10 protein-coding genes are annotated in these 13,971 nt (G+C 69.3%); 3 read left to right on the top strand and 7 right to left on the bottom strand.

Translation table 11 applies throughout. The features are described 5' to 3' along the window. Positions 1–24 precede the first annotated feature (24 nt). The 6 genes from RMP06_RS20265 to RMP06_RS20240 all read right to left on the bottom strand — a co-directional run bounded on the left by RMP06_RS20265 (position 25) and on the right by RMP06_RS20240 (position 7,850). Positions 25–819 (bottom strand): FAD binding domain-containing protein, encoded by a 795-nt coding sequence (locus tag RMP06_RS20265; RefSeq protein WP_310463596.1) that lies wholly within the window; start codon positions 817–819, stop codon positions 25–27. 25 nt (positions 820–844) lie between these two features. Further along, complete coding sequence (locus tag RMP06_RS20260; protein ID WP_310463595.1) at positions 845–3,202, bottom strand: xanthine dehydrogenase family protein molybdopterin-binding subunit; 2,358 nt, start codon at positions 3,200–3,202, stop codon at positions 845–847. 25 nt (positions 3,203–3,227) lie between these two features. After that, positions 3,228–3,713 carry a (2Fe-2S)-binding protein gene (locus RMP06_RS20255; protein ID WP_310463594.1) on the bottom strand — a complete coding sequence of 162 codons (486 nt, stop codon included), beginning with the start codon at positions 3,711–3,713 and terminating at the stop codon, positions 3,228–3,230. Between the two features lie 120 nt (positions 3,714–3,833). Beyond that, a complete protein-coding gene (locus RMP06_RS20250) occupies positions 3,834–4,850 on the bottom strand; it encodes a quinoprotein relay system zinc metallohydrolase 1 (protein WP_310463593.1) in 1,017 nt (338 codons plus the stop codon). Positions 4,851–4,854: 4 nt separating this feature from the next. Beyond that, positions 4,855–5,658 carry a quinoprotein dehydrogenase-associated SoxYZ-like carrier gene (locus RMP06_RS20245; protein ID WP_310463592.1) on the bottom strand — a complete coding sequence of 268 codons (804 nt, stop codon included), beginning with the start codon at positions 5,656–5,658 and terminating at the stop codon, positions 4,855–4,857. Between the two features lie 14 nt (positions 5,659–5,672). Further along, positions 5,673–7,850 (bottom strand): TonB-dependent receptor family protein, encoded by a 2,178-nt coding sequence (locus RMP06_RS20240; protein WP_310463591.1) that lies wholly within the window; start codon positions 7,848–7,850, stop codon positions 5,673–5,675. 180 nt (positions 7,851–8,030) lie between these two features. Between RMP06_RS20240 and RMP06_RS20235 the strand changes: the two genes are divergently transcribed. The 3 genes from RMP06_RS20235 to RMP06_RS20225 are packed head-to-tail and all read left to right on the top strand — an operon-like array spanning position 8,031 to position 12,745. Continuing rightward, on the top strand, positions 8,031–10,058 hold the full coding sequence (locus RMP06_RS20235) for a TonB-dependent receptor plug domain-containing protein (protein ID WP_310463590.1): 2,028 nt from the start codon (positions 8,031–8,033) through the stop codon (positions 10,056–10,058). Between the two features lie 24 nt (positions 10,059–10,082). Then, positions 10,083–10,679 carry a YfiR family protein gene (locus RMP06_RS20230; RefSeq protein ID WP_310463589.1) on the top strand — a complete coding sequence of 199 codons (597 nt, stop codon included), beginning with the start codon at positions 10,083–10,085 and terminating at the stop codon, positions 10,677–10,679. An 8-nt stretch (positions 10,680–10,687) separates the two neighbouring features. Next, positions 10,688–12,745, top strand: a complete 2,058-nt coding sequence (locus RMP06_RS20225; RefSeq protein ID WP_310463588.1) for a putative bifunctional diguanylate cyclase/phosphodiesterase — start codon at positions 10,688–10,690, stop codon at positions 12,743–12,745. Here RMP06_RS20225 and RMP06_RS20220 read toward each other — a convergent pair. Continuing rightward, positions 12,695–13,960: an SUMF1/EgtB/PvdO family nonheme iron enzyme gene (locus RMP06_RS20220; RefSeq protein WP_310463587.1), complete on the bottom strand. Its 1,266-nt coding sequence runs from the start codon at positions 13,958–13,960 to the stop codon at positions 12,695–12,697. The genes RMP06_RS20225 and RMP06_RS20220 overlap by 51 nt on opposite strands. Between the last annotated feature and the right edge of the window lie 11 nt (positions 13,961–13,971).

Raw genomic sequence — 13,971 nt, 5'->3', positions numbered from 1 at the left:
CGTCGTCTTCATGGCCATGCCGTGTCAGCGGGCCAGCGCGGCGGCCACTGCCCGCGACGCCATCACGCTGATCATCGCGGCGCGGTAGGTGGTCGAGCCGTGCATGTCGCCGTTGAGGTCGGCCGCCGATATCTGCACCGCCTTGGCCGCCTCGGGCGTGAAGCTGGCGTTCAGCGCCGCCTCGATCGCCGCTTCGCGGTAGGCGGCCGACTTCGCCCCCGTCACGCCGACGCGCACGCCCGCCGCCGAGCGGCTCACGCACACGCCGATCAGCGCGAAGCGCGACGCGGGCTGCTTGTACTTGATGTATGCCGCCGCCTCGGGGATCGGGAACTGCACGCTGACGATCAGCTCGCCGGGCTGCAGCGCGGTTTCGTACAGCCCGAGGAAGAAATCGTCTGCGGCGATCGAGCGGCGGTCGGTGTGAATCGTCGCGCCCAGCCCGAGCACGCCCGCCGGGTAGCAGGCAGCCGGGTCCGAATGCGCCAGCGAGCCACCGATGGTGCCCCGGTTGCGCACCATCGGGTCGCCGATGCCGCCGGCCAGTTCCGCCAGCGCGGGGATGGCCTGCTGCACGGCGGCCGAGCGGGCGACCGTGGCGTGCGTGGTCATCGCGCCGATCGTGATGCTGCCGGCATCGACCGTGATGCCTTTCAGATCGGCCACGCCGCCGAGATCGACGAGCCGCTCGGCCGAGGCCAGCCGCAGCTTCATCGCCTGCACGAGGCTCTGCCCGCCCGCTAGATAGCGGCTGTCGCCCTGGAAGGCCGCCGCCGCGTCGACGCGGTCGGTGGGGTGCTGGTAGTCAAAGGTGTACATGAGGAAATCTCCTGTGCAATGCGGTTCAGACCACGCCGTTGGCGGCACGCCAGACCCGTTCGGCCGTGGCCGGCATGGCGATGTCGCGCACGCCGAGCGCATCGGTCAGCGCATTGATGAAGGCCGGTGGCGAGCCGATCGCGCCCGCTTCGCCGCAGCCCTTCACGCCCAGCGGGTTGTGGGTGCAGGGCGTGACGGTGTGATCGACCGTGAAGTTCGGCAGGTCGTCGGCCCGGGGCATCGCGTAGTCCTGGTACGAGCCGGTGAGCAACTGGCCGGACTCCTCGTCGTAGACGCAGCCTTCGAGCATCGCCTGACCCAGCCCCTGTGCCAGGCCGCCGTGGACCTGACCGGAGACGATCATCGGGTTGACGATGTTGCCGAAGTCATCGACCGCCGTGAACCGCTCGACGCGGGTCTTGCCGGTCTCGGGATCGACCTCCACCTCGCAGACGTAGGTGCCCGACGGGTAGGTGAAATTCGTCGGATCGTAGAAGGCGTTTTCGTTCAGGCCGGGCTCCAGCTTGTCGAGCGGGTAGTTGTGCGGCACGTAGGCGGTCAGCGCGACGGCGCCGAACGGGATCTTGCGGTCGGTGCCGGCCACGCGGAACTCGCCGTTGTCGAACTCGATGTCGGTGTCGGCCGCTTCGAGCAGGTGGGCGGCGATCTTCTTGCCCTTGGCGATGACCTTGTCCACCGCCTTGACGATGGCGGTGCCGCCCACCGACAGCGAGCGGCTGCCGTAGGTGCCCATGCCGAAGGGGATGCGGCCGGTGTCGCCGTGGACGATCTCGACGTTCTCGACCGGGATGCCCAGGCGGCCGGCGACGACCTGCGCGAAGGTGGTCTCGTGGCCCTGGCCGTGGCTGTGCGAGCCGGTGAAGACGGTGACGGTGCCGGTCGGATGCACGCGCACCTCGCCTGCCTCGAACAGCCCCGCCCGAGCGCCCAAGGCCCCGGCGATGTTGCTCGGCGCCAGACCGCACGCCTCGATGTAGCAGCTATAGCCGAGGCCACGCCTCTTGCCCGCCGCCTCGGACGCCGCCTTGCGCGCCGGGAAGCCGGCCACGTCCGCCAGCGCGATGGCCTTGTCGAGGTGGGCGCTGTAGTCGCCGATGTCGTAGGTCAGGCCGACCGGCGTGGGGTAGGGGAAGGTGGTGATGAAGTTCTGGCGGCGGATCGCCGTCGGGTCCATGCCCATGTCGCGGGCGGCGGTCTCTACGATGCGCTCGACGACGTAGGTGGCTTCCGGACGGCCTGCGCCCCGGTAGGCATCGACTGGCGCGGTGTTGGTGAAGACCGCCTTGACCTCGGCGTAGATGGCCGGGGTCTTGTACTGGCCGGCCAGCAGCGTCGCGTACAGGATGGTCGGCACGCTCGACGCGAACGTGGACAGGTAGGCGCCCATGTTGGCGATGGTCTTGACGCGCATCGCCAGGAAGTTGCCCTGCGCGTCCATCGCCAGCTCGACCTTGGTGGCGTGGTCGCGGCCGTGGGCGTCGGACAGGAAGGCTTCGCTGCGGTCGGCGGTCCACTTGATCGGGCGGCCCACGCGCTTGCTGGCCCAGACCAGCGCGGTTTCCTCGGCGTACAGGAAGATCTTCGAGCCGAAACCGCCGCCCACGTCCGGGGCGATGACGCGCATCTTCGACTCGGGGATGCCGAGCACGAAGGCGCACATCAGCAGCCGCTCGACGTGCGGGTTCTGGTTCGAGACGTAGAGGGTGTAGCTCTCGTCGTGGCGGGTGTAGGACGCATTGGCGGCGCGCGGCTCCATCGCGTTCGGGATCAGCCGGTTGTTGACGAACTCCAGTGCGCTGACCTTCGCCGCCACGGCGAAGGCGGCGTCCACGGCGTCCTTGTTGCCGTGGCCCCAGTCGTAGCAGACGTTGCCGGGCACGTCGTCGTGCACCGACGAGGCGGCACCATCGGCGCGGCTGATGTTGATGACGGCGGGCAGCTCGTCGTAGTCCACCTCGATCAGCTCGGCGGCGTCCTTGGCCTGCAGCACCGACTCGGCGACGACCAGCGCGACCTGGTCACCGACGTGGCGGACCTTGTCGTGGGCGATGATGGGGTGCGCCGGCTCCTTCATCGGCGTGCCGTCCTTGCTGTGGATCAGCCAGCCGCACGGCAGGCCGCCGATCTTCGACGCGGCGATGTCGGCGCCGGTGAAGATCGCGACGACGCCGGGGGCCTGGCGGGCGGCGGTGGTGTCGATCGAGCGGATGCGGGCGTGCGCGTAGGGCGAGCGCAGGAAGACGGCGTAGGTCTGGCCGTGCAGCGTCACGTCATCGGTGTACTGGCCGGCGCCGGTGAGGAAACGTTCGTCCTCGCGGCGGCGCAGGGGCTTGCCGATGGGGGAATTCGACAGGTCGGACATCTCGGTGGCTCCTTGGGGCGTTCGGTCAGGCGCGGGCGCTGGCGGCCACACTGCCGCGCTGGCAGAACTGGATGGCCTGGACGATGTTGTGGTAGCCGGTGCAGCGGCAGATATTGCCTTCCAGGCCTTCGCGGATCTGCTGCTCGCTGGCGTCGGGCTTGTCCTGCAGCAGCTGCACGGCCGACATCACCATGCCGGGGGTGCAGAAGCCGCATTGCAGGCCATGGCACTCGCGGAAAGCGGCCTGCATCGGGTGCAGTGCGCCATCCTGGGACAGCCCTTCGATCGTGGTGACCGCGCTGCCCTGGGCCTGCACGGCCAGCATCGAGCAGGACTTGACCGCCCGGCCGTCGAGGTGGACGGTGCAGGCGCCGCATTGGGCGGTGTCGCAGCCCTGGTGGGTGCCTGTGAGGTGCAGCTTCTCGCGCAGCAGTTCCACGAGCAGGGTGCGCGGGTCCACGTCTGCGCTGACGGGCTTGCCATTGACGGTAAGGGAAATCGGGACGCCCACGTCTGTCTCCTAGGTTGACCTTGGTTGATCGATCAACCCATTGTTGGAGTCAGACAGGCTTTCGTTCAGATGACGTTCCCTTATGTTCGACCGTGCATACAGCCAAGGGCTGCCGGGCGGTCATCGGGCGCCAAGCACCCGCTGTTCGTAGACCGGGTAGAGATGCGCGACATTGCGCGTGTACTCGGTCCTGAACGCCGCCCAGCCCCGGAACTCGGCCGGCACCGGCGCCCGCAGCACCTCGTTCATCTCCAGCCCCTGGCGCGCCCAGTCGCCGAACTGCTGGTCGAGCCACTGCAGGTAGCGCCGCGTCTGCGCGATGCCGTCGCGGGCAGCTTCGGGCGTGGTCTGCACCGGGCCATGACTTGGCACCAGCGTGCGCAGGTTCAGGGCCTCCAGCGCGTCGAGGCTTTTCAGCCACGGGCCAACCTCGGCGTGCGGCGTCGTCGGGATGCGCTGCACGAACACCAGCCCGCCGACGAAGCCCACGCCGCTCGTGCGGTCGATCAGCACGAGGTCGGACGCCGTGTGGCCGCTGAACTCGCGCAGCTCGAAGGTGCGCGATCCGACCTGCCAGACGCTGCCACCCGGTGCGTGTGCGGCGGGCGTGTCGCGGTCAGGGGCCACGGTCTCGGTGCCGAGCATCCAGTCGCCGCAGAGCCGGTACAGGTTGGTCTCGTAGCTGGCGGCCTCGCGGGCGATGCCGGCGCGGGTGGTCGGTGTGGCCGAGCGCGGCACGTCGGCGAAGCCCTGGTTGCCGAGGAAGTAGTCGGGGTGCAGGTTCAGATGCAGCACCTGCACCACAGGTTCGCCCGTCGTGCGGGCAATCAGCGCACGCAACTGTTCGCCGTAGCGGCGGCTGGTGCCGGTATTGACCACGACAACGCCGGACCCGGTGGTGATGAAACCGGTGTTGATGATGTTGCAGCCGTTGGCGACGGTGAAGTCGTCGTTGGCGCCTTCGACCACGTAGACCCCGTCGGCGAGTGCCCGGGCACTCAGTCCGTGGTCGAAGCGGGCCAGATCGACCTTCGGCGCCTCGGCAAAGACCAGGGCCGGCACGGCGGCCAGCAGCGCCAGGCCCACGGCCAGCACGAGGGTCTGCAGCCAGATGGCAGAGGAGGACGGCTTCGTCATGCGCTCACTCCAGCTTCGCGTCGATGCGGTTGCCGTTGTTGTCCGTGCCGACAATGCGCAGCGCACCGGCCGGCCTGGTGGGGAAGTCGAACGAGAACACCGGGTTCTCGCTCACCGGCTCGAAGGTCTGCAGGCGCAGCAGCTCCCGGTCCTGCGCATCGCGCACCGAGAGGCGGTTGACGTAGAACGCCGGGATGCCGCCGACCAGCCCGGTGTCCATCGGGTGCATCACCTTCAGCCGCAGCCGGGAACCTGACCCCACCGCCGCCGATTCACCGGGGATCGGCGTCGCGTCGAACACCCGGGCGCTGACGAGGCCGAGCGTCTGCGTCCACGAGCCGTCCTTGCGTGTGGCGCCCGCCACGGTGCAGCCACCACCGGATGAGTCCACCAGCGTGCCGCCGATGTGCCAGACACCGTCCGCCGTCCTGGCCGCGGCGCGCACCGGGCTGGCCTGTTCCAGCTTGAAGCGGAAGGACACGCTCGGCAGCGCGCTCATCGGCTGGTACTCCAGCACCTTGCGGATCGGGTTGCGATCGACCAGCACGACGATGCGGTCCACGCCGGGCAGGTCTTTCACCGATACCGTGATCGGCACGTTCATCGGGTCTTCCGCGAACACCGGGCCGCGCACCTGCACCCGCGCGTCGAACACCGCCTTCGCGTCGGCACCGAGGTACGCCTTGCGCATGTCCACCCAGGGGTGCGACTGGTAGGGGTCGCCCTCGAACGGGTCCGGCGCCGCCGTGGCGTGACCCAGCCAGAGCGTCAGCAGGGCGGCGAGCAGGTGGCGGATGCACATGGACATGGCAGATCTCTGGTTCAGAAGCGCCGGAGGTAACGCAGCGACACCAGCGCGCTGCGGGGCGCACCGGGTTCGAAATAGCGCCCGTTGCCATCGTTGACGATGACGCTGCCGACGACACGCCGTCCGGCGACGTTGTCCAGGCGGGCCAGCAATTGCAGCGAGCCGGCTTCATCGACGCGCCACAGGTGGCTGTAGCGCAGGTTGAAGAGGCCGTAGCCGCCGGCGTGGTCGGTGTTGGTGTCGTTCACCGCGGTGCGGCCCTGGGCGCGCCATTCGACGGCGGCTTCGGCGTCCGGGCTCCACGGGGTGGTCCACGCGAGTTCGGCGTAGGCCGAGGCGGGCTGGGTGCCGGCGATGCGGTTGCCCGCCGGGACCGTGGTGGTGTTGGTCGCGGCGGTCAGGGTGCAGGGGATGCCAGTGCAGGTGCGGAAGCCGTCGGCGTACTGCGCGTGGAGCAGCGTCAGTGCCATCTGCGCACGCAAGCCCGGCATCACACGCCAGCCCGCGCCCAGTTCGGCGCCGAAGCGCTCGGTGCGACCGACGTTGCGGAACGAGGAGCGCCCGCCCGCATTGGTGGCCACGCCGATCTCCTGGTCGGTGTCGATGCGGAACACGGTGGCGTCCAGTGCCAGCCCACCCTCGCGCCACTTGGCCCCGAGTTCGACCTGGCGGCTGGTCTGCGCCTGCAGGTCGGTGTTGAAGCCGCTGTTGCCGTCGGGGCGGTAGGCGAGTTCGCCCAGCGTGGGCGACTCGTGCCCGCGCGAGGCCGCGGCGTGCAGCGTCAGCGCCGAACTGGCGCGCCAGTGCAGGCCAGCCACGGGGTTGGTGTAGCGGTAGTCGAGCGCGCCGGAATCGTCCCCATTGCTCAGGTAGGCGTCGTTCACCCGCATCCGCACCCGGCCGCTGCGCACGCCGAGGCTGGCTTGCCAGTCGGTGGCGAGTGCCCAGTCGGCCTGGGCGTACGCTTCACGGGTGTCCGCGCGGTTGGTCTCGCTGCGGCGCAGCGTGCCGGCCACGCCCAGCGCTGTCGGCGCGGCGGCGGTGCCGGTGTAGTTGTTGTAGCCGCGGCGGTCGTCGGTCTGCTTCTCGACGTTGACACCGGTGGTCAGGTCGAGCGTGTCCCAGTGCCACAGCGCACGCGCATCGACGCCGTTGTACTGCCGGTCGAAATCGACCAGACCACCGCCGTGGCGGACGTTGGCCTGTGTGGCCGGTGCAATCGCGAGGAACTGCATCACGCCGCGCGAGCCGGTGTAGCCGGTGACCTGCGTGCGCGACAACGGGCCGGTGTCGGTGAACTGGTGGGTCCAGTTGGCGCCGGCCTGGGTCTGGCGGATGACCTTGCGGGTGCCGTACTGGGCGGCTTCGGGCGTGGTCTGGTCCGGATCGGCAGCGAACTGGGCACGTGTCAGGCCGAGCGGGTCATCGGCCGTCTGGTTCTGGTCGCTGACCGTGACGGTCACACGGTCGTGGTCGCCTTTCCAGCCGAGGCGGGCGGTGGCGAGCTGGCGGTCGGCGCCGCTCTGGGGTCGGAAGCCGTCGATCGACAGGCGCGACAGGCTGGCCGACATGTCGAATCCGTCCGCCAGCGGCGCTGCGACCGATACCCGGCCCTGGCGCAGCCCGAAGCTGCCGGCGTCAACGCCCACCTCGAACTGCCGCTCGCGTACCGGCTTCGAGAACAGCGCGATCACGCCGCCCGACGAGTTGCCGTACAGAGCCGAAAACGGCCCGCGCAGCACCTCGACGCGCTCGGCGCCCGCGAGGTCGAAATGCGCCACCTGGCCCTGGCCGTCCGGCATGGAGGCCGGAATGCCGTCCGCGTACAGCCGCAGACCCCGCACGCCGAAGCCGGCCCGTGCGCCGAAACCGCGCGAGCTGATCTGCAGATCCTGCGCGTAGTTGTTGCGGTTGGCCACCACCAGTCCTGGCACGCGGGCCAGGGATTCGGACAGGTTGACCATCGGGCCACTGTTGCGCAGGGCCTCGGCGCCGACGGCGGTGATGGCGTAAGGCACCTCGGTCAGCTTGCGTTCGCGGGTCGAACCGGTGACGACGACCGTCTCCAGCGTGGTGTCTGCCGTGGTCTGGGCGAGGGCTGCGGCGTGGAAGCCCGACAGCAGGCAGGCGAGGGCGGCAACGGCGGTCGGGCGCAGGTGCAGAGGGGAGGTGGAGTGAGCGATCGGCGTCATGGCAGGTGCAGGGATTCAGTCTGGCGGTGTACCTGTGCGGTGCCGGTTGGAGCCAGTTGGCATTAACCCGGTCAGGACCGGGTGTTGCGCCAGAAAGTGACATCTCAAGCTAAGCGCTGCCGGAACCGATAAGAGCAAGAACTTCTCTCGGAGCGGGGCCGCCAGCTGCCCCGGACGTACATGCATGCAATCCGAACGTTCGCCGCGCTGGCGTGTCTTGCGCTGATTTCTCCTTTTGCGCAGGGACAGAACGCCGGCGGTGTGCGGGCGCTGGCGGAGTTGTCGCTGGAAGATCTGATGCGCGTCGAGGTCGTCAGTGCCAGCCGTGGCAGCGACCGCCTGGGCGATGTGGCTGCGCCGGTGTTCGTGATCACGCGCGACGACATCCTGCGCACGGGTGTGCGCTCCTTGCCCGAGGCGCTGCGGCTGGCGCCGGGCGTGGACGTGGCGCGGCTATCGGGGGGGCGCTGGGCGGTGGGTGTGCGCGGGGATGCGGGGCGGTTCTCCAACAAGCTGCAGGTGCTGATCGATGGCCGCAGCATCTACTCGCCGCTGTTCTCCGGCGTGATGTGGGAAACGCAGCGCGTGCCGCTGGCCGACATCGAGCGCATCGAGATCATCCGCGGACCGGCCGGGGCGGTCTGGGGCGCCAATGCGGTCAACGGGGTCATCAACATCATCACGCGGCGGGCGCAGGACAGTCTTGGACAGCAAGTCGATGTGGAGCTGGGCAGCGAGGGGGCGGCTGTGCTCCACGGCAGCCGCAGCAGCGGCACAGCGGCGGCTGGCGCCTGGCGGCTGTACGCCCATGCGGATGGCACCGGGCGCTCTTCCGATCCCGCCGGTGGTGACGCCAATGACGCTTCGCTGGTCAGTACTGCGGGGCTGCGCTTCGACCGCGATGTCGATGCCCACACCCAGGTCAGCGCGCAGGCACAGGTGCTGCATTCGCGGGTCGACGACACCCGGTTGCGGCCGGTGGTGATCCCGCCGTATTCGCTGCAATCTCCGACCACGCAGACCTTCAGCCGCGCCCACGCCCACGGCACGCTGACCCGGCGGCTGGCGGAAGAGTCCCGGTTCACGGTGTCTGGTTGGGTGGCCATCGAATCGGGCGAGGAGCGCGGCTCGCAGAGCGTCGACAGCCAGTCCGCCGATGTGGAGGTGTCCCATGCCTTCCGACCCGCCGATGCCGCGCACCAAATCACCTGGGGCGTGGGGGGCCGCCTTTACGTGGACCACAACGAGACCCAGGGCCTGGGGCAGTTCACGCCCGCACGGCGGCGCCTGCTGGACTGGCGCTTCTTTGCGCAGGACCGCTGGGTGGGGATCGACGACCGGTTGTCGGTGGTGGGCGGTTTGCGGGTGGACCACACCTACTTCGCCGGGACGCGCAGCCAGCCCAGTCTGGCGGTCGCGTGGAAGCAGACGCCGGACACGACGCTGTGGTCCTCGCTGTCGGAGGCCATCCGCGTGCCCTCGCGCGGCGAGGAGGACGCCGATCTGGCGGTGGCCGTGATTCCGCCTGGGGCCGCGGGCAATCCGCTGCCGGTGCTGCTGCGCTCCGGCTCCGATGCGCCGACCCTGGTCGAGTCCGTCCGGGCCTTGCAGGTGGGTCTGCGCAGCCGCATCCATGACCAGCTGGCGCTCGATGCGACCCTGTTCCGGCAGGTCTACGATCCCTTGGGCTTGCGCTCCCCGATACCCGTCAATCCGCAGGTCGTGATGGCGCAGACGCCGTACATCGACGCGTCGCTGGGCCGTGAGGCTGGGCGTGCCGTGGTGCAGGGGCTGGAGCTGTCCGCCGACTGGCGGCCCTTGCCCTTCCTGCGGCAGCAGCTTGGGTATACCTGGCTCGCGACCGAGGTTTCGGAATCCCAGTCCCGCAATGGCAGCGCACTGACGCAGAGTCCGCGCCACCTGCTGACGCTGCGCCTGTCCTACGACCTCTCGCCGCACCTGAGTGTGGATGCCTGGGCGCGCTACACCAGCGAGCGTGGCCACGACACGGCATCTGCCAGTTACATCGCGGCCCGCAAGGTGCTGGACCTGAGCGCGCGCTGGTCGGTCGCCCGTGACGTGGTGCTGAGTGCCCGGGCCTACAACCTGGGGGGTCCGCGCCGGGTCGAGATCCAGCCGGACATGGGCTACTCGATGCCAGTCGAGGTGGCCCCTGGTGTTGGGCTGCGCGTGGAAATCAGCCACTGACCCCACTGACCCACAGATTCGGACATGTCCTCCGCCCTTTCACCGCCGCGCCCCATCAGACGTGCGCACCGCTCAGGCTGGACCGCCCGGATGGCGTGTGCCGTCGTGCTCGGCGTGCTGGGGTGGGGCGGTACGGCCGAGGCGGCACCGGACGAATCGGCGGTCCAGGCCGCCTTCGTGCTGAACTTTGCCAAGTTCACCGAGTGGCCGCCGGCCACTCTGCCTGGCCGCCAGGCCGCCATGCAGCTCTGCCAGTTCGGCGCCCGCGATGAGCTTGCCCAGGCCTTCCGGGCGCTGGAAGGCCGCCTGCTGCAGGGCGTGCCGATCCAGTGGCGCAAGGTGAACAAGCTCGACGAGGTGCGTGGCTGTCATGTGCTGTTCATCGCCGAGGCGGGCCTGCCGCTGGCACAGCTGGGCGGGCAGCCGGTGCTCACGGTGAGCGACCTGCCTGGGTTCGCGCAGCAGGGCGGCGTGATCGGTCTGGTGCGCCAGAGTGGCCGGCTGCGTTTCGAGATCAACCGTGGCATGGCGCAGGCGGCGGGCCTGCGGCTGTCGGCTGATCTGCTGTCACTGGCGATGAGCGTGGTCGATGGTGCGGTCCGGCGGGAAGGAACCATGTGATTGCCCGCATGCTGAACAACCTGCGCCTGCGCACCAAGTTGAGCCTGGTGGTCATCACCTCGACGCTGATGGCCTCGCTGCTGCTGTTCCTGGTGGTCACTGTGCTGGAGTACCACGACTCGCGCCACCGGGTCGAGGAGCGCGCGCAGGGCCTGGCGCGGGTGCTGGCCCAGAACGTGCGCGCACCGCTGTCCTTCGAGGACCCCGCCGCCGCGCACCGGGTGCTCGAAGGCCTGGGGGCCGTGCCGGAAGTGCGCTGGGCAGCCTTGCTTGACGCGAATGCGGCCGTGTTCGCGTCCTTTGCACACAAGGGGCAGGCGGTGCCGTCCGCATTCGAGATCGGGCGCCGCACGGCGGCGACGGAGGCGTCGCGAGGATCCCTCGTCCACACGCTGGAGCTGGTCCGGGTGGATGGTGCGGTGGTGGGGCAGCTCGTGCTGTGCACCGACGCCTCACCCGCGTTCAGCGCCACGCTGGCCCGGGCGGTGCTGGTGCTGGTGGGGGCGGCAGTCATCGGGCTGCTGGCCAGCGCGGTGGCGGTCAAGGTGCAGGACGGCATGGTCCAGCCCATCTCCGGGCTGGCCGACGTGATGCATGACGTTTCGCGTACCCATTCCTACGCCACCCGCGTCCGCACGCAGCGCAGCGACGAGGTGGGCGCGCTGTACGACGGATTCAACCTGCTGCTGGGTGAACTGGAGGCACGGGATACCGTCCTGCAGCGGCAGCAGGCACGGCTGTTCACGCTGGCGCACATCGATGCCGTGACCGGTCTGAGCAACCGCCACCACTTCCGGTTGATGCTCGACGAGGCGTTGATCCGCCTGTCCGGACACCCCTTCGCTGTCCTTTGCCTGGACCTGGACCGCTTCAAGACGGTCAATGACGCGCTGGGCCACGATGTGGGCGACATGCTGCTGACCCTGGTGGGCCAGCGCCTGATGGCGGTGTCCCGCGAAGGCGACATGGTGGCGCGGCTCGGCGGCGACGAGTTCGCGATGATCCTGCTGGACGTCGCAGACCGCCACGAGGTGCAGCGCATCGCCGACCGCGTGCTGGCGACGCTGTGTGCCTCCGTGGACATCGAAGGGCTGACTGTGCCGATGGGCGTGAGTGTCGGCATCGCGCTGGCGCCCAGGGACGGTGACCAGCCCGAGCAGCTGCTGAAGAACGCCGACCTCGCGCTCTATGGCGCGAAGGCGGGTGGGCGTGGTCGTGCCTGTTTCTACGACGCGGGCATGAGCGCAGGAGTCGTCCGGCGCTTGCAGCTGGAGCGGGCCTTGCGCTCGGCTATCACGCTGGACCAACTCTCGGTGGTCTACCAGCCACAGGTCGATCTGGCCAGCCGCGCCGTCACCGGTTTCGAGGCGCTGGTGCGCTGGAACCACCCGGAGCTGGGCGAAGTGCGTCCGGACGAGTTCATCGCCGTGGCGGAAGACGCCGGACTGATCAACGAGATTGGCGCCTGGGTGCTGGAGCAGGCCTGCCTGGTGGCGAGTACCTGGCCTGAACACCTGTCGGTGGCGGTCAACCTCTCGGCGGTGCAGGTGATGACGCAGGATCTGCCGCTGCTGGTCGGTCGCGTGCTGGCGGCCACCGGACTTCCTGCGGTGCGGCTGGAGGTGGAGATCACCGAGTCCGTGCTGCTCAACGAGACCGAGGCGACGCTGGCCCAGTTGCACGGACTGAATCGGCTGGGGGTGCGCATCGCGCTCGACGATTTTGGCACCGGCTATTCGTCGATGGCCTATCTGCGTCGCTTCCCCTTCGACAAGCTCAAGATCGACCGCTGCTTCGTCAAGGCGCTGACCACCGAGTCGGACGCGCGCGTGATCGTCCACGCCATCATCGACATGGCCACCGGCCTCCACATGAAGACGCTGGCTGAAGGGGTCGAGCGCGAGGCCGAGATGGCGGCCCTGCTCGAAGAGGGCTGCGCGGAGGTGCAGGGCTATCTGGTGTCCCGGCCACTGCGGGTCGAGGCGGTCGCGCCATTCCTGCGCGACTGGGCCGCTTCACAGGGCGCAGCTGCGGAAACCCGTCAGGCCGTGGCAGTCCTCGGGTAGGCGGTGGCTGCGGTGACGCGGGTCACGCAGGCGTGCCCGGGTCATGGTCGAGCCGCCGCGCAGGACGCGATGCCGTGAACAGGCCGCGAGAAAGGCTTCGCGCTGCGGCAAGTTGCAGTCGCCCAGGTCCTGCTCCAGGGCAACCAGCCGGTCAGCGGTCCACTCCCACACCGCGCCCCATCGGAAGCCGCGGCTGCCCAGGCGCTCGGCGGCGTGGGTCCATTCCACCTCGCTCGGCAATCGGCGCCCAGCCCAGCGACACCAGGCCTGCGCTTCGTGCAGGTTGACATGCACGACCGGATGATTCGGGTGAATACGCACCGCTCGCCCGAACCTCGTTTGCGTCAAACCATCGTCGGGGTCTTCGACCATGGCCGGGCCGCGGCGCTGCTGCTGGCAGACCCAGTCCCAGCCCGCCGGGCTCCACCAGCGCGACTGGCGGTAGCCGCCGTCCGCAACAAATTCGAGGAACTGTTGCCAGGACACGGGCTGGGCGTCGATGTCGTGGTCGGGACAGGAGTCCAGGCGCCGGCCACGTTCGCTTTCGAAGAGATAACCGCCGTCTTCGGGCGCAATGCCGATGTGCCAGTGCCCGCCGGCCACTGCCAGCGGCTGGTGCGGCACCCAGGCGCCCGGCGCGGTGGCCTCGGTCAGGGGCACATCGAGCATCTGGGCGGCCTCGATCAGGCGTTCGGCTTGCTGGTCCTCCTGGAACAGTGCGTCGCGGTAGAAGTACAGCGTGTCGTCCTGTTCGGGTGCGTCCATCAGCAGTTCCAGCGTCACCTCCAGCGTGTCGACCAGGTACTGCCGGACAGCGGTCACCCCCGGCAGGTCGCCGCTGTTGCGCTCGACCGGGGAACGCAGACGCGGATCCCACCAGAGGTCGGCCCGCGGGTCGATCGACGCCAGGCGGATTCCGCGCGCGTCGCAGCGCCGACCGCGGTGGCGTTGCACGTTGCGGGCGATCCAGATTTCCTGAAGCCAGCCGAGCTGGCCCAGCCACCACAGCGGTGAGCCTTGCAGCGGTGGCGGGGTGCCGTCCAGCGCATCCGGCCGTGCCGCGGCTTCGAAGGCCGAGAACAGGCGCAAGCTGCGGTTGCGGGCGTCGATCAAGGCCAGTGACAGCAATTCGCGCCCGGCATGGCGCATCGTCACCGGGTGGTCAAGATCTGCAGCGGGCATCAGCATCGTGGGCAGGCCAGGGAGGGAAGGCATGCAACGATTGT

Origin of the sequence: Sphaerotilus sp. (genome assembly GCF_031429695.1) — a bacterium.
Lineage (GTDB): Bacteria > Pseudomonadota > Gammaproteobacteria > Burkholderiales > Burkholderiaceae_C > Sphaerotilus.
The sequence above is the reverse complement of the archived record's forward strand: the minus strand, read 5'-3'. Positions and strand labels throughout refer to the sequence as shown.